Here is a 23,899-nt window from a genome sequence, read left to right as displayed (position 1 = left end):
AAATATTTCAAAAGACTATATTGATATTGTTAAATGAAATTAAATCAAGGAAGTAAATGTCTATTCTAATAATGTTAGAAAGGAAGTAATTATATGAAAAACTATGAAAAGGTTAACACTATAGCGAGCAAAGGTATTGAAAACAAAAAAGCTTATCTAGCAGGAGGTGGAATTGCATCTCTTGCAGCAGCGGCATTTTTAATTCGTGATGGACATATGCCAGCAAAAAACATACACGTTCTTGAAGAAAAACAAGTGTTTGGTGGTAGCATGGATGGTGCAGGTAATGCAAAAGATGGTTATCTTGCACGTGGTGGTAGAGAATTAGAATCTCGCATGGAGTGTATGTATGATTTATATAGTTTTATTCCTTCTTTAAAAAATCCAAATAGAACGGTTCTAGATGAATTTAGAGAACTTAATATTGCAGAACCAATAAAATCTCATTGCCGTCTAGTTGAAAATCAAGGACAAAAGGCTGATTTTTCAACTTTAGGATTGAGTTTTGAAGACATGATGTCACTAAATAAGCTTGTACTTGTAAATAACGACAAACTTAATGGCGTTACTTGCGAGCAGTGGTTTAAACCTGAGTTTTTCAAAACAAATTTCTGGTATTTCTGGTGCACAATGTTTGCTTTTGAAAATTGGCATGGGGTTCTAGAGGTTAAACATTATATGATTCGATTCATGCACCTTATTGGTGGAATGAACCAACTTGTGGGAATTCTGCATACAGAATATAATCAATATGATTCTTTGATTTTGCCATTAATTACTTGGTTAAAAGATCAAGGGGTTAGTTTGGAACTTGGAGTACAAGTAACAAACTTAGATATTAAAATTACTGATACTGAAAAAACTGTTAAAAAGATATATATAACAAGAAACGGAAAGGAAGAAATCATTGAAATTACAGGGAATGATCTTGTATTTGTTACAAATGGATCTATGACAGAAAATTCAACAGTAGGAAGTAATAATAAACCTGCTATTCTTGACAGAAATCAAAAAGAAAGAGGTTGCTGGTCTCTTTGGGAAAACATAGCAAAACAAAGTTCTGAATTTGGGCATCCAGAAATTTTTGCAGGAGACATTGATAAATCCAAGTGGATGTCATTCACAATGACAATTACTGATAATACAACATTATTTGATCATTTACTAAAACTTACAGGTGATGAACCAGGAATGGGTGGTGTTGTAACTGTTAAGGATTCCAGTTGGTTATTATCTTGGACTGCACCAAAGCAACCACATTTTATAAATCAGCCTGAAAATGTACAGGTACTTTGGGCCTACGGTTTGTTCCCAGATAATGTGGGGGATTTCATCAAGAAAAAAATGTCTGATTGTACAGGGGAAGAGCTATTTTCTGAACTTCTTTATCATATAGGGATGCAGAGTAAGATACCAGAAATTTTGGCTTCTTCAAAGGTTATACCTTGTATGATGCCGTACATTACAAGTCAGTTTATGCCTAGAAGTCAGGGAGATCGTCCTGCTGTCATTCCAAGAGGATCAACTAATTTAGCCTTCCTTGGACAGTTTTCAGAAATTGAAAACGACTGTGTGTTTACTGTAGAATACTCTGTTCGTTCCGCAATGATGGCGGTTTATGGACTGCTTAAGCTTGATAAAAAGGTAAATCCAGTTTATGAAGGTCAATACGATGTTCGTGTATTATTAAAAGCTGCTAAAACTATGATGGGAAATAAAGAAATTTCCATAGATAAATTAATTGGAAAGATTTTAATAAATACAGGACTCAAAGATTTATAGGCAATAGAAAAAATCCTTGTTGACAAAATATTTTTAAAGTTATAAAATGTAAAAATGTAAAGTATTTTCAAATTAATATTTTTCTTATGAAAGGAGATGTTTTTAATGAATGCAAATATAAAGGTGATTGCAGTTTAAAAACTAAATATGGGCGAAAATGTGATTTTAAGGGCAAAGATACCCTTTATTAATTTTACGTTTTTGCAGTAATTAATAACCTTTCATAATGTGCAGCCTATTAAGTATAAGTAACAGGGTGAAGTGCCTGTTTTTTTATAACCGTAGATAGAGCCCAAGTTAAATGGGGTCATTGTCTACGGCATTTTTTTGTCCATTTTTAGTATGAAAAAATAAATTTATAAGGAGGGGCTATAGTATGGAAAATTTAAATTATTGTTTAAAAAGTTCAAGATATGAATTAAAAAAATATTATATAAAGATGGAGGAAGTAAATGGGAAAGAACAAGATAGAAAGTTATGGCTATACAGAATTTTATAAAAGGCAAATAGAAGCACTTAGTATAGGCGATAAAGCGCTAATGCCGGCAAGAGTTGTGGAGGTTCACAGGGAAAAATACAATATCGTTACAGAGTTTGGTGAAAAAGTTGCTAAGCTTAAGGGGTCATTATTTTATAATGGAGAACAAAATAACATGTATCCTGCTGTAGGGGATTTTGTATTAGTACGGCCAAATGATCAAGGTGAAGATACTATTTATAAAGTGTTAGAGAGAAAAAGCAAATTTTCACGTATGGATACTTTTTATAAAAAAGAGCAGATTGTGGCAACCAATTTTGATAAGGTATTTATTATGACATCTCTTAATCATGATTTTAACATTAAAAGGATAGAACGCTACCTGACTACAGCTTTTCAAAGTGGAGCATTGCCTATAATTATTTTAACAAAAGCAGATTTATGTAGTGATGCTAATATCTATGAGAATCAATTGCAAAAGGTTGCTATGGGAGTTCCAATATTAGCAGTAAGCACAGTTACGGGTGAAGGTCTTAGTGAACTGCAAAATTATATTAAACCATCAGAAACAATTGTATTTCTTGGATCATCAGGAGTTGGTAAATCATCACTTGTAAATAATATTGCAGGAAGGAAAATTATGAAAGTTAATGACATAAGAGAAGATGATAGCAGAGGTCACCATACCACTACCCACAGAGAACTTGTAATGCTTGATAATGGAACTATGATAATTGATACTCCGGGGATGAGAGAACTTGGTATGTGGGATGTTATGGATGGACTTAGTACAACATTTGATGATGTAGAACAACTTGCAAGTAGATGTAAGTTTCGTAATTGCAGTCATAAAGCAGAGCCAGGGTGTGCAGTAAAAAAGGCATTAGACAATGGAGAACTCCCTAGTGATAGATGGCAAAACTATATGAAACTTAGAAAAGAGGCCAAGTTTGCAGAAAAAAAAGAAAATATAAATTTACGATTAAAAGAAAAGTCACGAGGAAAGAATATAGCTGAATTTAGAAATAAAATTAATAGTAGATAAGAAATAATAATAGGGGCTAAGTGCTGGGATAAAAGATAAAATAGAATACAGTTAACACAATGAATGGGACGCAAGTAGATTTTTTATAATTAATCTGCTTATGTCCCATTTTTATTGTTTTTAAATTTTTACTCGGCTTCAATTCTTTGTGTTACAGTACATAGCTATAATTATACTAAAGTATTATTTAATTATGTCGATTAGTAGTAGTGAGTATTATGATAACTTGATTGACATTCAAATTCAGATTAACGTTAACAATTAATGCGAAAAATTATGACTATTGATTATGGAGTTAATAGATAATGCATCTAGCTATTTTATGATAACGTTATAAGAAGTGTAGAAAGTATACTAAAAAAATTTTGAGTGTAAAATATATTTATTACAGGGGGAGATTTAATTTGAAAATAAATTTGAAAAGGCTTAAAAATGTTAAAATTACTAAGAATATAGTTTTAATATGGATAATATCACTAATGTCCACTATTATAATTGCTGGTGTGGGATATGTAAATACTAATAGGATGTATAATATCACCAGTAGCATAAATAGTGATATAATACCTACACTAAAAGATTGGGAAGATATAAATGGAAATATGGGTGTTTTGAGGAATACTTTAACTAAAATAATCGATAGACCATTTGATGAGGCCAATGAAAAAACAATGTTAGATTTAAACAGTAAAATAAATACAATTATTGCTAGACAGGTTATCGTAGCACAAAACAATCCAAAAGAAGCAGCGTCAGTAAAAATTGCTAAAACTGCTTATGAGCACTATTATTCATATATACCTAATATAATAGAGCAAAGGAAACAAAATTTAGTTCCAGATAAGCAAATAACTAATGTGGATATGGGTGTTTATGGAAACCAGCTAGCTAAAGATATTATTGGGCTTGTGGACAATCAGAAAAATGTTGCTAATTCTATGAGTGAAGAATCAAAAAGTTTGTATCATAAAAGTATGGTAACCTTCGCTATTGTGTTTGGATTATCTCTTTTAATTTTAACTATGATATCATTTACTATAATATTTGCAATTAAAGATTTAATAGAGGAGTTTACAGGTAAATTAAAAACTATATCAGAAGGGGATTTCACAATCGAAATCCATACTGAATACAAAAATGAGTTTGGGGTTATGAACACAGCTTTGAAAAAAACTATCACATCCATAGCTTACATACTTAAAACTATTGAAGAAGAGTCAACAGTTATGTCAAACGAAGCAAATTCACTTTCCACTTTATCGGAACAAATGTATATTTCAACAAAGGATATATCAAGTGCTATTGATGGTGTTGCTGAGGGATCCTCGGATCAAGCTTCGCAGCTTGTAACAATGAATAGTAATTTAAGTGATTTTAGCTTGGAGTTAGATGCAGTAGCAATAACAGTTAAGGGCGTAAATGAAAATACAAATGATATAAATCATAAAGTTAAAAGTTGCAATAATGAATTGGTACAACTTATAAATTCAACAAAGGATATATCGTCATCATTTAGTGATGTGAGTAAAAAAATATCTAATTTAACTAATAGTGTAAAAGAAATAACTGAAATTACTGACCTTTTAAATGCTATTGCTGAGCAGACAAATCTTTTAGCTTTGAATGCAGCAATTGAAGCTGCAAGAGCAGGGGAATCTGGAAGGGGATTTGCCGTAGTAGCTGAAGAAATCGGAAAATTAGCACAGCAGTCTCAGAGTTCTTCTAATGATATAAATAAACTATTGATATCTATACAAAATGAAACGGATACGGTTACAACAACAGCAGATGGTGCTAACAATGAGCTTTCAAAGCAAGTTCTAATTATAGATACCTCAATAAGCTCTTTTAAAGATATAATTTCATCTATTGAAGACATTGTGCCTAAAATCAATGGAATTAATAACTCGATTTTAGATATAAATAAAAATAAAGAAAGTATTATTTCTGTGGCTGAGAGCATAGCTGCTGTTTCAGAAGAAAATTCTGCTTCTTCAGAAGAGATTTCCGCAACTACCCAAGAGATAATAGGCTCATCTAACGAAGTTGGAAAGTCAGCCGAATTGTTAAATAAAAAAACAACTGAGATGGTTACTCAAGTTAAGAAATTTACTTTATAATATAAATAATGAAATAATGAAATAATGAAATAAGGAAATAAGGATATGAACTTAGCGAGAATTTGCTAGTTCATATCCTTATTTTGTTTTGACACTAATTGTTATTTAGCATATTATTTACAATATTGTTATTGACTTAAAGTGCACTTTAAGTGATATGATTTTATTAGGGGAGGAGTTTTATGTTGGAGTTAGGAATAAGTGAGGTATCAAAGATTACCAAATTAAAACCTCATACACTTAGGTATTACGAAAGTATTGGTTTAATTAGAGATGTAAAAAGAAATTCATCAGGAAAAAGAATTTATAGCGAACAGGATCTAAGATGGCTTGAGGTAATTAACAGACTTAGGACAACAGGAATGAATATAAATAAAATGAAAGAATATGCAAGGCTAAGACATTTAGGAGATGAAACCATTACAGAAAGAAAAAACATTATGAAAGATCACTTAAGTTCAATAGAATGTGAAATTGAGATGTTGCAAGAGGCAAGGGAATATGTTACTAGAAAAGTTGAAATTTATAATGAGATGGAGGAAAAATTTAATGGAAGAAGAAAGTAGATTAGAACGAGGATATAAGAAACTTAGCGAAGTTGATGGAAAAGCAGGTGAAGATGTGAAAAACAGTTTAAATGATATATCACCAGATTTAGTGAGATACATGGTTGAATATTGTTTTGGAGATATATATTCAAGAGATGGATTAGACCTGAAATCTAAAGAAATTGCAGTGGTAGCATCATTAACAGCCATTGGAAATGCAGAACCTCAATTGAAAGTTCACCTCAATGGAGCATTGAATGTGGGGTGTACAATTAATGAAGTGAAGGAAATAATACTTCAAATGTCTTCATATTCTGGTTTCCCTACATGCATAAATGCTATGAATGCATTAAAGGATGTATTAAATAACCGTGAAAAACAAGGAATAAAAGATGTGATAGGATATGAACCAACTAACAAAATTTCACCTATGGACAGATATGAAGTTGGTGTAGAACAACTTTGTGAATTAGACAGTAAGCAGCTAGATCGCCTTGAAAAAGCCTATAATGATTTCTCACCAGATTTAGTGAAATTTATAGTATGTGGCCAAGCAGATATTACAGCAAGGAATAATATAAATAAAAAGTATAGAGAAATTGCTACTATTGCAGCTTTAACAGCATTAGGTAATGCGGTGGCACAATTAAAATTTCATATTAATGCAGGTATGAATATAGGTATTACAGCTGAAGAGGTAAAAGAAATTATGCTCTTAATGACTGTTTATTCTGGTTTTCCCTCAGCAATAAATGGAACAAATATATTAAAAGAAGTTTTAGAAGAGAGAAAATGACCATATAAAATTTGTAGCAATGTATACCAGTAATTTACTCTATAGACATAGATATAAATTACTGGTATAATTTTTGTAAACAGTGTTCAATAAAATTTAAATGTTTAATAAATATAAAATATTAAGGGGGATTTATATCTATGAAAACACTAATTGTTTATGCTACCAAACACGAGTTCACTAAAAACTGTGTTGTGAGACTATCAGAAAAACTTCATGGAAATGTTGATATTTTCAACTTAAAAGAAGATAAGGACATAGTAGTCTCAGATTATGATAATGTAATTATTGGAGGTCCTATTTATATGGGACAAATGATAAAGGAAGTAAAACAGTTTTGCTTAAATAATTCGGAGGCGCTAACTAGGGAAAAGATAGGATTATTTGTATGTGGTATGAGTGATTCAGAAAAAATCACTTCAGAACTAAATCAATATTTTCCAGAAACACTTATAAGTAATGCTACAATTGGCATTTTTGGAGGAGCTTTTGTATTTAAAAACATGAATTTTTTTGAGCGATTAATCATAAAACTTGTTTCTAAGACAAATGAAGATATGTCAAACTATAAAGAAAAAGATATTGATGAATTTGCGGAGAAAATGAATTCAGAAAGTTCTGAGGAGGAAAATGGGAATAACTGAAAGAAGACAGACAGAAATAGAAAATATAAAGAAAAAGATAATAGATGCTGCAAATGAGATATTAATTAGTGAAGGTTATGAAAATTTATCTATACGAAAGATTGCAGAAAAAATAGAGTATTCGCCAGGAATTATATATCATTACTTTAAAGACAAAGCAGAAATAATAAAATGCATTGTAGATATTGGCTACAAAAATATATTAAAAAAAATAGGAACAGTACCAGTAGATAAAGAAAATACTGATAAAACACTAATACTGGTACTTAGAGCATACATTGATTTTTTCTTAGATAACCCAGGGCAGTTTAGAGCTATATTAATGAATGATATTAATGAAGTACAAGATAAAGTCAATATACTAGAAAAAGGTATAGCGAAGAAGAGAAAGAGCATGGAAAAATTATGTGAATTGATATCTCTATGTATAGAAAAAGGTAAGTTTAGAGAAATGGATGTAGAACTTACGGCACAAATCATATGGACGTCTACCCATGGACTTATAAGCAGATTAATAATAGAGAAAGATATTCCAGAAGAACAAAAATCAAGACTTATAGATCATCATTTCGAAATACTTATAAACGGACTAGTAAAATATTGATAAGTAAACAACTGATTGAAATGGAACACAAATAGAACTTTTATATTGTTTCATTTCAATCAGTTGTTATAATAATTATCTGTTTAATATTTCATTATAAACTTCTATATAATCTTTTACCATTCGCTTTTGCGAAAATCTTTTTACAACGGTATCACGGCATGCTTGTCTTGAAATGCTTTTTATATCTTTTAATTTTTCAGCCATTTCTTCAATATTTGATACAATAAAGCCATTTTTGCCATCTTCAATAATTTCTGACATAGAACCTCTTTTAAATGCAATTACAGGAGTGCCACATGCCATAGATTCAACAACACTTAATCCAAAAGGTTCACTAAAATTAATAGGATGTAGCAAAGCGTATGCATTTCTTAAAATAGAATCTCTTTCTTCGGGGTTAGCACAGCCGATATAAGTAATATCATCATTAAGAAAAGGTTTAACGTATTCTTCATAATACATCTTATCTTGAATAATTCCCGCAATAATTAACTTCATTTTAGCTTTTTTAGCTACTTGTATAGCTTCACTTGTACCTTTGTCTGGACATATCCTACCAAAATACACAAGGTAATCTCCTTGTTCACTATTCACAGTAAAATTCTCAATGTCTATGCCGTGGTAAACGGTTCGTATATAATCCAAATCGGTACATCTATCAGCATTGCTTATAGAAACATAGTCCGTGGTTTCATTATATTTTTTATAAACAGGAATAATTTTTGGTGAGGAAAAGCCATGAATTGTTGTTATCATAGGAGTCTTTATCAATCCGCTATAGGACAAAGGTAAAAAATCATAGTTATTATGTATAATATCAAATTCATTTGCATGCTCCATTAATTCTGATATATGGAGACATTCAAAGGCTTTAGCATCTATGCTTTTATCTTCTTCATAGGGTGATTTACATACACCTCTCAGCTTTCCTGAGGTTAATGAATCACTGGTTGCAAATAGGGTGACATCTATACCTTCTTTAACAAGTCCCTCAGTAATAAGAGACACTACACGTTCCCATGGACCGTAGTGTCTTGGTGGAGTTCGCCAAGCAATTGGTGATAGCATTGCAACTTTCATATTAAAATTACCTCTAATCATTATTTTATTTTATCTATATAATACATTGTATACATGTTAAAAAATTAAAGCAATTAATCACCTTTTGTAGATTAAGCAATACCATGGTTAACTATAAATCTAAATCCCAACGTTCTTCCAATATATTTTTTCCCCAAGCTGTATTTTCATGGGAGTTTGTTATTGAAAAGCCTTTGGAACTATAAATATGTCTTGCTACTTGAAGCAATGAAATTGTTTCAAGGAAAACATGATTATAACCTTTTTCCATGCAAAAATCTAATGCCATGTCAACAAGACGGCGACCAAGACCCATACCACGAGTGTCAGGCTCAAGAAGAAAATATCTTAGTTGAGCGGTTTCATTATTAGCCATAGCAATAGCTATGCTTCCAACAGCACGTCCATCCATTTCACATATCAGCATACACTCTTTTTTGCTATTAAAATGTTGTACGAAATCATGGACGCCTTTATCTACGTAGTCACCAAAAACTGATGACAAGCCATATTCTTTTTCATATAAAAGTTTGTGACTACAAATAACATAATCAATATCATCCTCAATAAAATCTCGAATGGTAATTGGATTAATTTCTTGTGAGATGCTACTTTTTATTATTTGCATTGCATCTAAAACCTTTGAAATTTCTTTTGAATTTAAATGTTTAATAAGACTTTGGATTTGTTTATCAGATTTTTTGCCAAGTATGTTTATGGCTTTATTGCCTTTTTCGGTGAGTACTATAAAGTTGCTACGATTATCTTGCTGAGATTGAACCTTAGCTATGAGGCTATCTTTCTCAAGTCGTTTTATTATTCTGCTCATATAGCTACGGTCAATTTTTAATGTATTGGACAAGGTGTTTGCCATGCAATGGTCGCACCTACTAATCTCTAATAAAACTCTTGCCTCTGTTAGAGAATAACCACTTTTTAAAATATCTTGGTCAAGTAGGCCTAAAACACTAGTATAAAAACGATTAAAATTTCTAATTTGTGTGACAGCATGTAATTCATTATCCATATTTAATAACACTCCTTATATTGCCATAATTCTGGACTGAGCCAATATATATATATTATGAACAAAATGATGGACTGAGCCAACTATTATTTTATTGTTTTTTTAGATCACATAGATCTCATCATGTAAAAAAATTATTGTAACGATTACAATTGCCTATTGATTTTTTTTTTTAGTAAGGTTATAATAAAAACACAGTAAATTGTTCACGTCAACATAAAGCCTATATCACAGGGGAGGTTAAGGGAGAAAAACGTTTAGTGGTGAATGATAAGCAGGTATTTTTAGATTACAGAAAATGAGGATTATATAGGTAAGAGAGTTTAAAGGTAAGTATGGTTTGTAATATTATCTAAAATAGAATAATAGTATTGGTTTTATTGTAAACGTTATTCTAAAATTTGTAACTAATAGCGAATTTAGAAGCCATGAGTAAAATTAAATAAAAAATGAGTTTAATTTATTGAAAATAATTTTGAATCAGGATATAGAAGGACAATAGTTTATAGTAATACTGACATTATAATAACAAATTTTCTAAAAACTATATCAGATATTTTCGATAAAAGTTGTTAACGTGTGCGCAAATGTATTATAATAAACTAGTTAATATTTAATTTATTAAATAATAATTTTAATGAATTAAATAGATACTAAAATGCAAATGATATTATATATTAGTATTTTAATTAACAGAGGGGGATTTAAAAAAATGGAAAAGTTAACTTTTAAGCAAAAGTTTAGCTATGGTTTTGGAGATTTAGGAAATGGATTTATGTTTGATATGGGTCAACTGTATTTACTTAAATTCTTTACAGATGTTGCGGGAATTCCAGCGGCAGTTGCAGGCGGTGTCTTCTTATTTACAAAGTTATTTGATGCTGTAGTTGATCCTTTAGTTGGAACTTTCATTGATTCAAGAAAATTCAATCCAAAATCGGGTAAGTATAGGCCGGTTATGATGATATCATGTATAGTCCTTGCTATTATATCAGTATTTGTATTTTTAGCACCTGATCTTTCAATTAGAGGTAAAATATTCTATGCATACGGATCATACATGGTTTGGGGTGTTGCATATTCATTCACAAATATTCCTTATGGTACACTAGCTTCTACTATGAGCCAAGATCCAGTAGAAAGAACGGATCTTGCAGCATTTAGACAATTAGGGAGTACTATGGCGTTGTTATTATCAGGAGTATTCGTTATACCTATGGTTTCAAGATTTAGCAATCCAGGAGTAGGTTACCCAGTTGCTATCGCAGTTATGGCATTACTTGGTGTTGGTGCATTTTATGTAGTCTTTAGAAATTGTAGAGAGATGATACCAGTAGTTGGAACTAAGGCAGAAAAGCTATCTATAAAAGGTATAGGAAAATTGGTAGGTACAAACAGACCGTTATTGGTTCTGATTTTAATGACAATATTCTCAATTTCAGCGTTTAATCTTAGATCTGCAATGTTAATATATTTCTGTCAATATAATCTTGGCAATATGGTATTAATGCCTTATGTAAGTTTTATAAGTATAGGATGTTCACTTTTAGGTGTTGTTGCTATGCCTATATTATCAAGAAAATTTGGAAAGAAAAATACAGTTATAATTGGGTTTGCAATAAGTATTTGTGCTGACTTATTAAACTTTATAATTCCTTTACATTTAGCATCATTTATTATATTACAAAGTATAGCATACTTCGGATTAAGTATTCCAAATGGAATGACTTGGGCATTGGTTTCCGATGCTATTGATTTTGGAGAATGGAAAACAGGAGAAAAAAGAGGAGCTATTACATACTCAGTATTTAATTTTTCAAGAAAAATAGCTCAATCAATAGCTGGTTTTGCTGCTGGAATTGGTTTATCATTAACAGGATATATTCCAAAGGTAGCACAAACAGCAGGAGCTTTAGTGGGAATAAAAGGATTGCTACTTTTATATCCGGCTTTTGCACTAATAATTGCAATAATAGTAGTTGCAACATTGTACAACTTAACAGATAAGAGATACACTGAAATAGCAGCAGAGCTTAGACAAAGAAACTCATAAAAGTACAAATTAACTTGTAAAAGAATAAAAAATTAAATATAATTAGTAAATATAGTTAACGTGTGCATTTCTTTTGAAATGTGCATGTTAACTTTTAGTAAGATAATATTTTTTTATTCAAAAATTATTGGAGGAATAGAAATGAAATTAAACAAAGAAACTTATAAAGAGTATAAAAAATATCCTGAAAGAGTGCTTCAATTTGGAGAAGGTAACTTCCTAAGGGCATTTGTGGATTGGCAAATTGATGTATTGAATAAAAATGCAAATTTTAATGGTAGCGTTGTAGTAGTACAGCCAATTGAATTCGGCTTAGTAGATAAATTAAATGAACAAGATGGTTTATACACTCTTTATTTACAAGGAATGAATGAAGGAAAACCAATAAAGGAACATTCTATAATAAATAGTATCAGTAGGGGTGTAAATCCCTATACACAGCACGAAGAATATTTGAAAATCGCTGAAAATCCAGATTTAAGATTTGTTTTTTCAAATACTACTGAAGCAGGAATTGCATATGACGAAAATGACAAACTTGAAGATAAACCTCAAAAAAGTTTTCCAGGAAAATTCACAGCCTTATTATACCGTAGATTTAAAACATTTAATGGAGAAAAGGAAAAAGGATTAATAATAATACCATGTGAACTTATAGATAGAAATGGTGATAAACTAAAAAAAATAGTTCTTCAATATGCAAAGCTTTGGAATTTAGAGGAAGGTTTTGCTAAGTGGATAAATGAAGCTAATACTTTTTGTTCAACTCTAGTAGATAGAATTGTACCTGGTTATCCAAGGGATACAATAAAAGAGATAACTGAAGAACTAGGTTATGAAGACAACCTAGTTAATGTTGGAGAACATTTTCACCTATTTATTATTGAAGGACCAGAATGGATTGAAAAAGAATTCCCAGCAAGTAAAGCAGGACTTAATGTTAAATTTGTTAAGGCTATGGCACCATATAGAACAAGAAAAGTAAGAATACTTAATGGATCACATACGTCTCTTGTACCGGTATCGTATCTTTATGGATTAGACACAGTTGCAGAATCTGTTGATCATGAAGTTATAGGTAAATTTATTAGAGATACTATATATGAAGAAATAATACCTACATTAGATCTTCCAGCAGAAGAATTAAAATATTATGCAGGAGTTGTTCTTGAAAGATTTATGAATCCCTTTGTTAAGCATTATTTAATGAGTATATCTTTAAATTCAATGTCAAAATATGAAACAAGAGATTTACCTTCACTATTGCAGTATGTAAAAACAAAAGGTCAACTTCCTAAAAGATTAGTATTTTCCTTAGCAGCACTTATAGAATTTTATAAGGGTAAAAGAGGAGAAGAAACAATAAAATTAAATGATGATGAAGATATTTTAGAACTTTACAAAACTGCATGGGGAAAATGTGATGGATCAGATGAAGCAATTAAAACTTTAGTTACTACAGTACTTGGATATGAAAAAGTTTGGAAGATGAACTTAAATGAAGTTTCAGGATTAACTGATGCAGTAACAGGATACTTGATTAATATTGAAAAGCTAGGAATGAAGGAAGCAGTTAAAGAAATAGTTAAATAAGCCCGAAATTGTAAAAATTACAATTAGGTAAAAAGGGGAAATTAAATATGAGTTTTGATAATGATTGTTTTTACTGCGTAAAGGATAAAAGACTTACAGATATAATGATTGAAATATGTAAATTAGAATCTTCAACTTTGTATTTATTTAAAGAACAGACTTATAGGGGAAGATGCGTTGTAGCTTATAATGATCATAAAAGTGAAATTTTTCAGCTAAATGATGAAGAACGTTCACTATTTATGAAAGATGTAGCAAGGGCAGCAGGTGCTATAAACAAAGCATTTTCACCTGATAAAATGAACTATGGAGCTTATGCTGATACTATGACCCATCTTCACTTTCATTTAGTCCCTAAATATAAAAACGGACCTAATTGGGGTGGAACATTTGAGATGTCTCCTAAAGACAAAGTTCTTCTTAAAGATGAAGAGTATAATCAGTTAATACACAAGATCAAAGAAAATTTATAATATAGTTGATTAATAAAAGGAGGTAAGTAGATTTATTTAAGTCTACTTACCTCCTTTTTTATTGGTACTGTTTCAAATTGGAGATACTAAGCATTAATTTTTTTACTGCTTTTTCTTATAAACAATGATATTACAAAACCAAAACCAATAAGTATAGCGGCAACTGTCACAGAATGGCCGAAACCACTATATATAGCTTTTATTTGATTTTGCGAATTACTTGGAGTAATTCTATTCCTTAAGTAGTTACTTTGATATGCTGTCATGATACCTACAAATAAAGCTGAACCCAAAGCACCTGCTATTTGCATTGAAGTGCTTATTATTGCAACACCATCTGATTGACCTTTAGTTGGTAATTGACTAATACCAGCTGTCTGACTAGTTGACATACACATAGACATTCCAATCATTATAAAGCAATATATAAGTGTAATTACTAGCACAGAAGTTGATGGCGTAACACGAGATAATATGAAAGTAAAAATACACATTATGAAAAGGCCTGCTGGAATTAATGTTTTGCCACCTATTTTATCGTAAATTTTACCTACGAATGGGGTTAATATAGCAGCAACAAGAATTGCTGGAAATAAAACAAGAGCGGATACAAGAGAAGATGTTTTTAAGCCGTTTTGTAGGAGCAAAGGCAACATCATATTTATTGAAAATTGGAACATCTGTATTAGTACAACAAGTATTACACATATAGAGAATACAGGATGCTTAAATGCACGTATATCTAGTATTGGTTGTTCTAATGATAATTGGCGTTTGCTAAACAAAATTAATGCTATTAATCCAATTCCAAAAATAGCAGCAGTAGTTAGCACACTGGAAGTACTAGCCACACTTACTGCAAATATAATTCCTGCAAAACCTATAGTTGATAGCAGGATAGACAGGTAGTCAATTTTAGGTTTTGTTATCTCAGCTGTATTGGTTAAAAAAACATAACCTAAAACTATACAAAAAATCAAAAATGGAATTATTAGAATGAATAATGAGTGCCAATTAAAATATTGTAGTAGTAAACCAGAAACTACTGGGCCAAGTGCAGGACCTAATGTAATTATGCAAATGCATAAGCCCATTACTGAACCATGCTTTTCACGTGGAGTGATAGCTAGTGCTGAATTCATCATAATAGGTATTAGCATTCCTGTACCACACCCTTGAATTACTCTTGCAATTAATAAAGTTGGAAACGATGTAGAAAATGCAGCTAAGACAGTTCCTACTAAAAATATTAACATTGCGCTTACATATAATTGTTTTGTAGTAAAAGTGTGAATAAGAAATGCCGTAACTGGTAAAAGAATTCCAACTACTAAGACATAACCAGTGGTCAGCCATTGGGCAGCGGTGGCTGTGATATGCATTTCTGCCATTAACGTTGGAAACGCTACATTTAGTATTGTTTCATTAAATAGTGATATGAAGCCTCCAAGTAGTAATACAAACATAATTGATTTTGAATTATAGTGTGTTTCTTTTTCTTCATCATAAATTTTTTCTGCGGTCATAAAGTGTGGTCTCCTTTAAATTATATATAGACCAGTCGTTATATTAAATATAGACTAAACTATAAATTTTAATGAATTATTCTATTAGATACATAAGCTATAAATACAGTAAATAAAAGAGCAATTAAACGTATTATTTAGTGTTTAAATAAGGACTTAACAATAAATTTATATGATTACTAACTATCAAGAGGGGTGTAGCATTTTTTTGGGTAAGTGATATGGTAATAGCTCCTTCAATCATTAATTGTATAAGAATGCCTAATTCTTGTGCTACTTTTTTTGAAATTCCACTTTCAATTAGTTTTTTAGCATACATACCTTCTAAAATTTGAAAAACTTCTTTGCAGGCTTCTCTTAGGGGTTCACTGGACAAATAAGTCTCTAAAGCTATAAGGCTTATAGAAATATCTTTTAGTTTATTTCCTTTTTTTAAATCTTCCATTATATTTTTAATAGCGAATTGTATAGCCTCGATTGGACTTGGGTACTTGTCTAATGAAGTTTTTAATTTTTTTTGAATAGATTTACTTGATAATTGTATAGCCTCTATAGCTAACTCTTCTTTTCCATTTGGAAAATAGTAATATAGAGAACCTTTAGGTGAACCACTTTCTGTTAAAATTTCATTTAAGCCCGTAGCATTAAATCCCTTAATCTGAAAAAGCAATGCTGCAGTTGTAAGGATTTTTTCTCTTGATTCGGTTTTACATTTCATTAAATTAACGTCCTTTCTAAGTATAGAATATACCGACTGGTCTATATGTATAATAAAGCATTGTTTTAATAATGTCAAGGCGAAAAAATTTAAGAGGTCTGTAAACAAAACAATTGTCCACCGCCTACTGGATTAGGTTGTTTGATTTTAGAAAAGCAGTTTTTAAATCAAGCAGGAATTAAATTTTATGACTTTTATAAATTTCTTTTGCAATTTTAACAAATCCTTTTATTTCAGCCAGTTCATTATTCTTATGCCACGCAATCCCATAAGAAATTGAATAATTTAAATCCATAGGAATGCAGGATAGCGATGGGTCTTCCGTACATACAAAATCTGGCATCACTGCAATTCCAAGCTTCCCTTTAATCATTGTATGACCAATGATTGGTCCGTCAGCAAAATAAAACATAGACGTTGGACATTGTAATTGGATATCTTTTTGCACACGTGCCATTTCGAAGGGACATTTCAAAGGGTCCAATAGAATTAGAGCTTGATTTTGCAAGTCATCTATTTTAATAATGGTTTTCTTAGCTAATGAGTGGTCTTTTGGCAATACGCAAACAAACCTTCCTGTGAAAAGTTCTGCATAACCAACAACTGATATATCCTTAATACTTTCTTTAACTGTAAAAATCAAATCAAAATTGTGATTGGTGAATAGGTTTCTTTCCTCTTTAAAAGCAGCGCTTTTTAGATAGATATGCATATGGGGAAATTTTTCCTTGAAGGTGCTTAATATGTTTGGAAGGTATTTTACCTCTACATTTCCTCCATAACCAATTGATATATTTGACTCAAATGCAAGAGCATAATGCTTTGCTTTCGCTATTGCAATATTTGTTCTTGTTAACACTTCTTTTATGTCATTGTAAAAAGAAACACCAGCCGGAGTAAGTTCTACTTTTCTCTTTGTTCTAATAAATAATTTTAATCCAAACTCATCTTCTAGAGTATTAATCTGATGAGTAACAGTGGGCTGGGTTATATATTGTAGTTCTGCAGTTCTAGAAAAATTTAGAGTTTCAGCTAAATGAACAAAACATTCAAGTTGTTTAATATGCATATTGTCTTACCTCCCATACTTATAGAAATGTTCTATTAATAATAACATATTTCAATTTCAGTTCAAAGGAGGAAGATGTTACTATATTAGCAAATAGAGTATTACTTGATGTAATTGTTTAAGTCTAGTTAGTTGCTTAGCATATTGTTTGATTAATACCTTTAATTAAAAATAAACGGAGGGAAAAAACATGAGATATATTATTACTGGAGCAGATGGACAACTAGGAGGCAGAGTAGCTTCTAATATGTTAAAAGAGGTATCTGGAGATCAATTGATTTTTACATGTCCATATAAAAGCCATTTAAGAGAAGAACGTTTAAGGGTTTGGGAAGAAAAAGGCGTTACAGTCAGGGAAGCAAATTATGATAATAAAGAGCAAATGATAGAAGCTTTCAAAGGTGGAGATCGAATTTATATTGTATCTGGTGTAATAATAGGACCAGAACGTGTTCAGCAACATAAAAATGTAATTGATGCAGCTATTGCAGCTGGTGTAAAACATATTACTTATACTTCATTCTTTGGTGCTAACCGTCCAGAATACAAACAATATGTATTACCAGATCATACAGCAACTGAAAAATACCTAATTGAATGTGGTATAGATTATAATATTATGAGAAACAATCTTTACTTAGAAAACTACTTACTTAATTCTGTTATGATGGCTAATTTAGATAACAATAGATGGGTTACTACCGCTGGGGAAGGAAAAGCAACATTCATTGCAAAAGATGATAGTGGTCGCGTTGCTACGGAATTGTTATTAGGTAAGGGAGAACATAATAAAGATTATGATGTAACAGGTCAACTAATCAGTGAACATGCAATTTGTGATATGATTAGTAAATTATCTGGCATTAATTATGAATATGTAACCCTTAATGAAGAAGAATATTATGATTATTTAGATTCAATATATATTCCTCGTACTTCACATGGAAATTATTCAAAATCACCAGTGCCATGGTGTGCTAATGATATGGTGACAAATGAATCTGGCATTAGAGATGGTTTAATGGCAGATCAAACGGATACTGTTGAAACATTGACTGGCAGAAAGCCAATAGATCCTAATGATCTATTGGAAAAGTATAGCTTTGTATGGAAGGAAAAAATAATTACTTATCGGGATTTAGGTAAAGTTCAATAACAGTAGTAATTAGGATAAGCTAAAGAATATAATCTATGGTGAAAAATTTTTGCTGGAGTTACACTATGATTAAAAAAATTTGATGCTTCCGTTGTCTCAGTACTTTCCTCTATGTCATTCATGATTTTTGTGCTACTTTCTTTGGAAGCCCACTTTCAATTAGTTTTTTAGCATACATGCTGTGTAAAATTTCAAAAATATATTGACAATACACAACGTTGGGTATATATTAAAAACATAGACAACATTGGATATAGAGGAGGACTTTTTATGGTAAGAGCACTGATATTATTTTATTTAAGTATAAAGCCAACCCACGGTTATGATATACAAAGGTTTGTTGAAATAAATGGAATGGATCAATGGGCAAAGATTCAATCAGGTTCCATATATTATGCGTTAAATAAATTAGAAAAACAAGGGTTTATTTATACCCTAAGAGAAGAAAGAAATGGAGCAAGAATTAGAAAAGTATATGCTATTAATGATCTTGGCAAGGAAGAATTAAAGAGAACATTAAAAGAGGAATTGCTTAAACCAATGCAAAGCATTGAATCCGATAAATTCATGATATATATTATGTTTAATAGACTAACAAAAGATGAAATAACAAGTGGTGTTAAGGAACATATAAAAATGTTAGAAGAAAAAAAAGTATGGTGGGAAAGTGGTAAAAAGCTTAAGGTTACAGATACAACACTTAAATCGGAAGCTTTGCAGTTTGATGTAGTAATTAAAACATTAGGGTATCAGATAGAATGGCATGAAACGTTAATAGAAGAAGTGGATGATTTAATTAAATTTTCTGACGGCGTAGAGAATATAATAGGTAAAATTGATTTTGGAAATTTAGATGAAGTAGACTACAAATTTGAAAATGTTGAAAATTTAAATAAAGTACAATTATTATCAGACGATATAGTTAGAAATCCAATTAACTTAGAAGAAAAAGTAGCAGAGTTAATTGATTTATTAAAGCAAAGAAGGTAAGAGAGAAATACTCTCTTACTTAATAACCCAATATCCAACATTGGATATTTTAATATATATATATAACGTTGAGGAGGAAATTAAATGGATTATATTTTAAAAGTAAAACAACTTGAAAAAAATTATGGGGAAAGAAAGGCAGTAAAGGGTATAAGTTTTAATGTTAAATCTGGAGAGATTTTAGGCTTTTTAGGACCTAACGGAGCAGGAAAAAGCACAAGTATAAACATGATAGCCACAGTTGTAGATTATGATAAAGGTAGTATCTTTTTTCGGGACACTGATGTTAAATCAGATGAGAACTATCTTAAGCAAAATTTAGGAGTTGTACCTCAGGATATAGCAGTGTTTACAGATCTTTCTGCCTATGATAATGTGAAATTTTTCTGTAGTCTATATGGTTTTAAGGGTAAAGAACTTAAACAAAATGTAGAGGAGGCTTTAAATTTTGTTGGGCTCTGGGATAGAAGAAAGGATTTACCATCTAAGTTTTCTGGAGGCATGAAACGAAGATTAAATATTGCCTGCGCTATAGCTCATAAGCCTAAACTTTTAATTATGGATGAACCAACAGTTGGCATAGATACTCAATCTAGGAACAATATTTTAGAAACTGTAAAAGAATTAAATAAGAATGGAACCACTATAATTTATACTTCCCATTACATGGAGGAAGTTGAGAGTATATGTACAAATCTAATAATAATGGATGAGGGGAGTATAGTTGAGGAAGGGACAACAGAAGAGCTAAAAAACAAATATTCAAAAGATAATTTAGAGGAAATCTTTTTACAATTAACAGGGAAGGCGCTAAGAGATTAAGTCTTGGCAAAACAATAGGGGGTATAAACATGAATGGGTTTGTTAAGCTTACATGGTATGGTCTTAGAAGAAGAATGAAGGATTTTTTTATAATAATATACAATATAGTATTTCCATTACTGCTCATATTACTTTTAGGATATTTAGCTACTAATTTTTTTAAAGGAGATAGCAGAGTTACTTCAAATGACTATTATACACTAGTGCAAATTCCATTTTATTTATTAGCTAGTATTATTACCGTAGTTTATGTGGCAAAGGATGAAAGCCTTTATAAAACTGCTTATAGATTTATAATTGCACCAATAGATAATTCAGCTATAGTTTTGTCAAAGATTTTATCCTGCACAATTGTAATTTGGATTTGTAGTGCTGTAAACTTATTAATTTTACGATTATTATTAGGGGTTAATTTTGGAAGCAGTACTCCAATAATACTACTAATGTTTTTTGTAGAAACTTTCATGGCGTCAGCTATAGGAATATATCTAGGTATATGTACAAAAAACTTTAGGACTGTACAAGGCATATTAAATATTCCTTTAAATATTTTTGGACTTTTAGGAGGATCATTTTTTCCGGTAGGCTCTTTAGGTGATAACTTTGAAAAAATAACTTATATATCTCCTTTCACCTGGATAAATAAAGGGCTTATAGCAGCAGTTTATGACAATGACATAAAGATTCTTTTATATTCAATAGTTGTAACTTTATTTGTAGCAGTAGTATTTTCAGTTTTATCCGTGGTTTCATTTAAAAAGGAGGCCTTTTTATAAATGAGAATTATATTTCTTATATTTATTTCAAATTTTAAAAGAGCATTAAGTGATAAAAAGAAGTTTTTTATAAGTCTACTTGTACCAGTACTTGCTATTGTTTTAGCAATGGCTGTTAACTATTTAAGTAGCCCATCAATAACTATTGGTATAGTTAAGAAGGCTAATTTTCAAGAAGGAAATAGGATAATCTCATTACTAAAAAATACAAGAGGGGTTAAAGTAAAACTCGCAGATGGAAATTTAATAAGGACACAAATTATTTTAGGAAAATATGACGGAGTAATAACAATGAATAAAAGCTTTAAGAAAAATGAAGTCACAGATATAGATGAGTATTTTCACTTTTATAATGTTAAGGATATCAAGACTAACGATATGATGAAAAAAATGCTGGGAGTATATTTATTAAGTAACAAACCAATAAATATGGAAAGTACCATAATTAAAGCAGAAGGTGGGATGCTGACAAAGGAAGAAAGAATAATATCATTTTTAGCTACAGTTCTTTTAATAACAACAGTTGTTAATGCAGCAGTGATAATAAAGGATAGAGAAGAAAATACCTTTTACAGATATATGTACTCACCAAATAAAAAGTTTAAATATATATTAGGAAATATAATGTATAACTATGTATTTAGTTATATCCAGCTATTTATAGCCCTTAGTATTACACGCATTTTTGGCATGAAGCTTGGAATTCACTTTGGAACTTTGCTTATTTATGGACTGCTTTTAACTCTTGTTATGACCACCTTTGGCACATTTATAGCTTGTATATTTAATAAAGAACTTTATGCAAATTTATTTGGGTCATCTATAAGTTTAATTTTATCATTAATAGGAGGTACTTTTATAATTTACGATAAAATGCCTAGGGGGTTACAGATGCTAAGCGCAGTTACACCAAACAGATGGATAATAAAATCTATACAATATTTGGAACATGGTACTACAAGCGGCATAAATCCAATGGTGGTTTTGATAGGGTTTAGCATGATATTCTCTGCAGCTGCGGCGATTATGAATGTTGTGCATAAGGCAAGCTACACCAGTTGAGAGCTACACAGGCCCCACAAGCTAAGAGTTAAGAGACTATAATGAAAGAAGGTAAATAGATTTGATTTTAAACAAATCTATTTACTTTTCCACGTTCCATGATTTACACGAATATATATATAATTTATAACATTGATTTTTAGCTAATATTTTTCTTTATGAGTTTTTTATTGTTCACGTATATGATTTCTTTATTAGTTATTTTTAATAAAGTACCAGAGTAATCAATTTTTTTGCTGGGGATTTTGTCTAAAATATAATGTTCTGAAGTATTATTGATATATATTTTTCCTTCATCTGTAACATATATATTGTTTTTATCAACGGGAGTATTAAAAGTTATTGATTTCCACTGAGAGATTGCCTTTTCAGTAGGACCGTATAAAATCTTAGTTATCCTATCATTATCAGTAATACCAATATAAATATTGTTGCTAGTATCTATATTTAGTAGCCGAGCACTACCCCTATACAATGTTTTTTTTGTTTCAGCAGATTTAATGACCTTGCTATCTAAATCCTCATATACTAGGCCGGGTTTACTTTTAAAGATTTTAATGGTGCCGATATTATATGAGTTAAAGATTGGCGTGGTTCCTCCATTAACGTCATTAAAGAAGATATCGTTATCATTATTGTTTTTTAAGGTTTTAACATAAAAACTTCCCATTGCTGTTGAAGGTTCTATGTCTTCAATTTTATCCTTTGCACTGTTTAATTCTAGTTCTATACCATTATTGTGGGTATCAGTTGGAGCTTGCTTAATGTTGTTATCAGCATTATATGTATAAAATTTAACAACACTAGTTCTTTTCATAGGTTCCTCGCACAATATCATTGAATCTATATCAGGAAGCCAACGGTTATAAACCTCTGAAGAATTTTTATTTCGGTTGTTTTAGTATCAAGTAAAGAAAGTTTATAATATCTATCTACAGCAAAAAATGCTATGCTTTCGATTAATAAGGCAGTAGCAACATATCTTTCTCCGTTCCAACCATGGGGATTATTTATTACCTTTCCATCATAATATAGTGTAGAAGAAAATCCCCCATCAAGGCATGTTGCATTAGCTGCGCCATGTTTTAACAGTTCATCTTGAGCATCCTTAAGGGTAGCTCCTGACTTTACAAGGGTTTGCCGACCATCCATTACTAAAAATAAAATTGTTCCATCAGATGTTTGACCAATTGCCGTTCGTGGTTGAAAACCATCGATTCCAGCATCATCATCATTAATTTGTAATTTATTATTAATTATTAAAGCTGGTGGTCTGAAGCACAAAGCTTCTGAAACATCTGCTTTTTTTAAATCATTTATGCTGTGATTTCCAACTATAAGTTTACCGGATTTAGTGAAGGCAGTAACGCTAAAATCATCGTTTTCTCCAACATCTTTATCTTTATATACCACATTACTATTTGAGATCACAAAATCTCCCGGGAATGCAGCAGATCCACCATAGGAATTAATTGATGATGAAATATAAAGATATGAAAAATGAGTAAAAATCAAATCACGACTCTTACTCATT

23 protein-coding genes are annotated in these 23,899 nt (G+C 30.7%); 16 read left to right on the top strand and 7 right to left on the bottom strand.

Going from position 1 to position 23,899, the window contains the following annotated elements; genetic code table 11:
- Positions 1-93 precede the first annotated feature (93 nt).
- From BR66_RS0105180 to BR66_RS0105145, 8 genes are all read left to right on the top strand, one after another.
- A complete protein-coding gene (locus tag BR66_RS0105180; protein ID WP_026881965.1) occupies positions 94-1,782 on the top strand; it encodes an oleate hydratase in 1,689 nt (562 codons plus the stop codon).
- A gap of 376 nt (positions 1,783-2,158) precedes the next feature.
- Positions 2,159-2,281 (top strand): hypothetical protein, encoded by a 123-nt coding sequence (locus BR66_RS26595; protein ID WP_278246799.1) that lies wholly within the window; start codon positions 2,159-2,161, stop codon positions 2,279-2,281.
- Entirely contained in the window at positions 2,235-3,305 is a 1,071-nt protein-coding gene (gene rsgA, locus BR66_RS0105170; protein ID WP_026881964.1) for a ribosome small subunit-dependent GTPase A, read from the top strand. The genes BR66_RS26595 and rsgA overlap by 47 nt, the downstream gene beginning before the upstream one ends.
- 404 nt (positions 3,306-3,709) lie before the next feature.
- Positions 3,710-5,425, top strand: coding sequence for a methyl-accepting chemotaxis protein (locus BR66_RS0105165; RefSeq protein ID WP_026881963.1), 1,716 nt, complete (start codon positions 3,710-3,712; stop codon positions 5,423-5,425).
- Positions 5,426-5,607: 182 nt separating this feature from the next.
- Positions 5,608-5,991: a MerR family transcriptional regulator gene (locus BR66_RS0105160; protein ID WP_026881962.1), complete on the top strand. Its 384-nt coding sequence runs from the start codon at positions 5,608-5,610 to the stop codon at positions 5,989-5,991.
- Entirely contained in the window at positions 5,975-6,769 is a 795-nt protein-coding gene (locus BR66_RS0105155; protein ID WP_026881961.1) for a carboxymuconolactone decarboxylase family protein, read from the top strand. The genes BR66_RS0105160 and BR66_RS0105155 overlap by 17 nt, the downstream gene beginning before the upstream one ends.
- Before the next feature lie 140 nt (positions 6,770-6,909).
- Positions 6,910-7,413 (top strand): flavodoxin domain-containing protein, encoded by a 504-nt coding sequence (locus BR66_RS0105150; RefSeq protein WP_026881960.1) that lies wholly within the window; start codon positions 6,910-6,912, stop codon positions 7,411-7,413.
- Positions 7,400-8,017: a TetR/AcrR family transcriptional regulator gene (locus BR66_RS0105145; RefSeq protein WP_026881959.1), complete on the top strand. Its 618-nt coding sequence runs from the start codon at positions 7,400-7,402 to the stop codon at positions 8,015-8,017. The genes BR66_RS0105150 and BR66_RS0105145 overlap by 14 nt, the downstream gene beginning before the upstream one ends.
- Before the next feature lie 75 nt (positions 8,018-8,092).
- On the opposite strand, the gene BR66_RS0105140 is transcribed toward BR66_RS0105145, so the two are convergent.
- Positions 8,093-9,100, bottom strand: coding sequence for a glycosyltransferase family 4 protein (locus BR66_RS0105140; protein WP_026881958.1), 1,008 nt, complete (start codon positions 9,098-9,100; stop codon positions 8,093-8,095).
- A 112-nt stretch (positions 9,101-9,212) separates the two neighbouring features.
- Positions 9,213-10,127 (bottom strand): bifunctional helix-turn-helix transcriptional regulator/GNAT family N-acetyltransferase, encoded by a 915-nt coding sequence (locus BR66_RS0105135; protein ID WP_026881957.1) that lies wholly within the window; start codon positions 10,125-10,127, stop codon positions 9,213-9,215.
- Between the two features lie 712 nt (positions 10,128-10,839).
- On the opposite strand from BR66_RS0105135, the gene BR66_RS0105130 reads away from it, so the two are divergent.
- The 3 genes from BR66_RS0105130 (at position 10,840) to BR66_RS0105120 (ending at position 14,246) form a co-directional block, all read left to right on the top strand.
- Positions 10,840-12,180, top strand: coding sequence for a glycoside-pentoside-hexuronide (GPH):cation symporter (locus BR66_RS0105130; RefSeq protein ID WP_156946231.1), 1,341 nt, complete (start codon positions 10,840-10,842; stop codon positions 12,178-12,180).
- A 141-nt stretch (positions 12,181-12,321) separates the two neighbouring features.
- Entirely contained in the window at positions 12,322-13,773 is a 1,452-nt protein-coding gene (locus BR66_RS0105125) for a tagaturonate reductase (protein WP_026881955.1), read from the top strand.
- 47 nt (positions 13,774-13,820) lie between these two features.
- A complete protein-coding gene (locus tag BR66_RS0105120; protein WP_026881954.1) occupies positions 13,821-14,246 on the top strand; it encodes an HIT family protein in 426 nt (141 codons plus the stop codon).
- A gap of 86 nt (positions 14,247-14,332) precedes the next feature.
- On the opposite strand, the gene BR66_RS0105115 is transcribed toward BR66_RS0105120, so the two are convergent.
- From BR66_RS0105115 to BR66_RS0105105, 3 genes are all read right to left on the bottom strand, one after another.
- Positions 14,333-15,772 carry an MDR family MFS transporter gene (locus BR66_RS0105115; RefSeq protein ID WP_026881953.1) on the bottom strand — a complete coding sequence of 480 codons (1,440 nt, stop codon included), beginning with the start codon at positions 15,770-15,772 and terminating at the stop codon, positions 14,333-14,335.
- A gap of 133 nt (positions 15,773-15,905) precedes the next feature.
- The gene (locus BR66_RS0105110; protein WP_026881952.1) at positions 15,906-16,490 is read right to left on the bottom strand and encodes a TetR/AcrR family transcriptional regulator; all 585 of its coding nucleotides are present in this window, start codon (positions 16,488-16,490) and stop codon (positions 15,906-15,908) included.
- A 178-nt stretch (positions 16,491-16,668) separates the two neighbouring features.
- Positions 16,669-17,559, bottom strand: a complete 891-nt coding sequence (locus BR66_RS0105105) for a LysR family transcriptional regulator (protein WP_026881951.1) — start codon at positions 17,557-17,559, stop codon at positions 16,669-16,671.
- Between the two features lie 190 nt (positions 17,560-17,749).
- Here BR66_RS0105105 and BR66_RS0105100 point away from each other — a divergent pair, with 190 nt between their 5' ends.
- The 5 genes from BR66_RS0105100 to BR66_RS0105080 all read left to right on the top strand — a co-directional run bounded on the left by BR66_RS0105100 (position 17,750) and on the right by BR66_RS0105080 (position 22,365).
- Positions 17,750-18,715 carry an NmrA family NAD(P)-binding protein gene (locus BR66_RS0105100; protein ID WP_026881950.1) on the top strand — a complete coding sequence of 322 codons (966 nt, stop codon included), beginning with the start codon at positions 17,750-17,752 and terminating at the stop codon, positions 18,713-18,715.
- A gap of 270 nt (positions 18,716-18,985) precedes the next feature.
- Positions 18,986-19,705 carry a PadR family transcriptional regulator gene (locus tag BR66_RS0105095; protein WP_026881949.1) on the top strand — a complete coding sequence of 240 codons (720 nt, stop codon included), beginning with the start codon at positions 18,986-18,988 and terminating at the stop codon, positions 19,703-19,705.
- An 84-nt stretch (positions 19,706-19,789) separates the two neighbouring features.
- Complete coding sequence (locus BR66_RS0105090; protein WP_026881948.1) at positions 19,790-20,527, top strand: ABC transporter ATP-binding protein; 738 nt, start codon at positions 19,790-19,792, stop codon at positions 20,525-20,527.
- A gap of 29 nt (positions 20,528-20,556) precedes the next feature.
- Positions 20,557-21,303 (top strand): ABC transporter permease, encoded by a 747-nt coding sequence (locus BR66_RS0105085; RefSeq protein WP_026881947.1) that lies wholly within the window; start codon positions 20,557-20,559, stop codon positions 21,301-21,303.
- Positions 21,304-22,365: an ABC transporter permease gene (locus BR66_RS0105080; RefSeq protein WP_026881946.1), complete on the top strand. Its 1,062-nt coding sequence runs from the start codon at positions 21,304-21,306 to the stop codon at positions 22,363-22,365. It abuts the gene before it with no gap.
- 139 nt (positions 22,366-22,504) lie between these two features.
- On the opposite strand, the gene BR66_RS0105075 is transcribed toward BR66_RS0105080, so the two are convergent.
- Together BR66_RS0105075 and BR66_RS23135 are read right to left on the bottom strand one after the other, a co-directional pair.
- Entirely contained in the window at positions 22,505-23,182 is a 678-nt protein-coding gene (locus BR66_RS0105075; RefSeq protein ID WP_026881945.1) for a hypothetical protein, read from the bottom strand.
- Positions 23,183-23,208: 26 nt separating this feature from the next.
- Positions 23,209-23,898, bottom strand: a complete 690-nt coding sequence (locus BR66_RS23135; RefSeq protein ID WP_051624108.1) for a phosphodiester glycosidase family protein — start codon at positions 23,896-23,898, stop codon at positions 23,209-23,211.
- Position 23,899 lies beyond the last annotated feature (1 nt).

This window comes from Clostridium akagii DSM 12554, from assembly GCF_000686725.1.
GTDB classification, from domain to species: Bacteria; Bacillota; Clostridia; order Clostridiales; family Clostridiaceae; genus Clostridium_I; species Clostridium_I akagii.
Note: the sequence above shows the minus strand (reverse complement) of the source record. Positions and strands in the feature narration are given on the sequence as shown.

Coding starts and splice junctions, on each gene's coding strand:
- BR66_RS0105115 (WP_026881953.1), bottom strand. CDS start 15,772: ATGACCGCAGAAAAAATTTATGATGAAGAAAAAGAAACACACTATAAT.
- BR66_RS0105075 (WP_026881945.1), bottom strand. CDS start 23,182: ATGAAAAGAACTAGTGTTGTTAAATTTTATACATATAATGCTGATAAC.
- BR66_RS0105090 (WP_026881948.1), top strand. CDS start 19,790: ATGGATTATATTTTAAAAGTAAAACAACTTGAAAAAAATTATGGGGAA.
- BR66_RS0105120 (WP_026881954.1), top strand. CDS start 13,821: ATGAGTTTTGATAATGATTGTTTTTACTGCGTAAAGGATAAAAGACTT.
- rsgA (WP_026881964.1), top strand. CDS start 2,235: ATGGGAAAGAACAAGATAGAAAGTTATGGCTATACAGAATTTTATAAA.
- BR66_RS23135 (WP_051624108.1), bottom strand. CDS start 23,898: ATGAGTAAGAGTCGTGATTTGATTTTTACTCATTTTTCATATCTTTAT.
- BR66_RS0105085 (WP_026881947.1), top strand. CDS start 20,557: ATGAATGGGTTTGTTAAGCTTACATGGTATGGTCTTAGAAGAAGAATG.
- BR66_RS0105145 (WP_026881959.1), top strand. CDS start 7,400: ATGGGAATAACTGAAAGAAGACAGACAGAAATAGAAAATATAAAGAAA.
- BR66_RS0105110 (WP_026881952.1), bottom strand. CDS start 16,490: ATGAAATGTAAAACCGAATCAAGAGAAAAAATCCTTACAACTGCAGCA.
- BR66_RS0105150 (WP_026881960.1), top strand. CDS start 6,910: ATGAAAACACTAATTGTTTATGCTACCAAACACGAGTTCACTAAAAAC.
- BR66_RS0105125 (WP_026881955.1), top strand. CDS start 12,322: ATGAAATTAAACAAAGAAACTTATAAAGAGTATAAAAAATATCCTGAA.
- BR66_RS0105095 (WP_026881949.1), top strand. CDS start 18,986: ATGGTAAGAGCACTGATATTATTTTATTTAAGTATAAAGCCAACCCAC.
- BR66_RS0105080 (WP_026881946.1), top strand. CDS start 21,304: ATGAGAATTATATTTCTTATATTTATTTCAAATTTTAAAAGAGCATTA.
- BR66_RS0105140 (WP_026881958.1), bottom strand. CDS start 9,100: ATGAAAGTTGCAATGCTATCACCAATTGCTTGGCGAACTCCACCAAGA.
- BR66_RS0105180 (WP_026881965.1), top strand. CDS start 94: ATGAAAAACTATGAAAAGGTTAACACTATAGCGAGCAAAGGTATTGAA.
- BR66_RS26595 (WP_278246799.1), top strand. CDS start 2,159: ATGGAAAATTTAAATTATTGTTTAAAAAGTTCAAGATATGAATTAAAA.
- BR66_RS0105100 (WP_026881950.1), top strand. CDS start 17,750: ATGAGATATATTATTACTGGAGCAGATGGACAACTAGGAGGCAGAGTA.
- BR66_RS0105135 (WP_026881957.1), bottom strand. CDS start 10,127: ATGGATAATGAATTACATGCTGTCACACAAATTAGAAATTTTAATCGT.
- BR66_RS0105130 (WP_156946231.1), top strand. CDS start 10,840: ATGGAAAAGTTAACTTTTAAGCAAAAGTTTAGCTATGGTTTTGGAGAT.
- BR66_RS0105155 (WP_026881961.1), top strand. CDS start 5,975: ATGGAAGAAGAAAGTAGATTAGAACGAGGATATAAGAAACTTAGCGAA.
- BR66_RS0105105 (WP_026881951.1), bottom strand. CDS start 17,559: ATGCATATTAAACAACTTGAATGTTTTGTTCATTTAGCTGAAACTCTA.
- BR66_RS0105160 (WP_026881962.1), top strand. CDS start 5,608: ATGTTGGAGTTAGGAATAAGTGAGGTATCAAAGATTACCAAATTAAAA.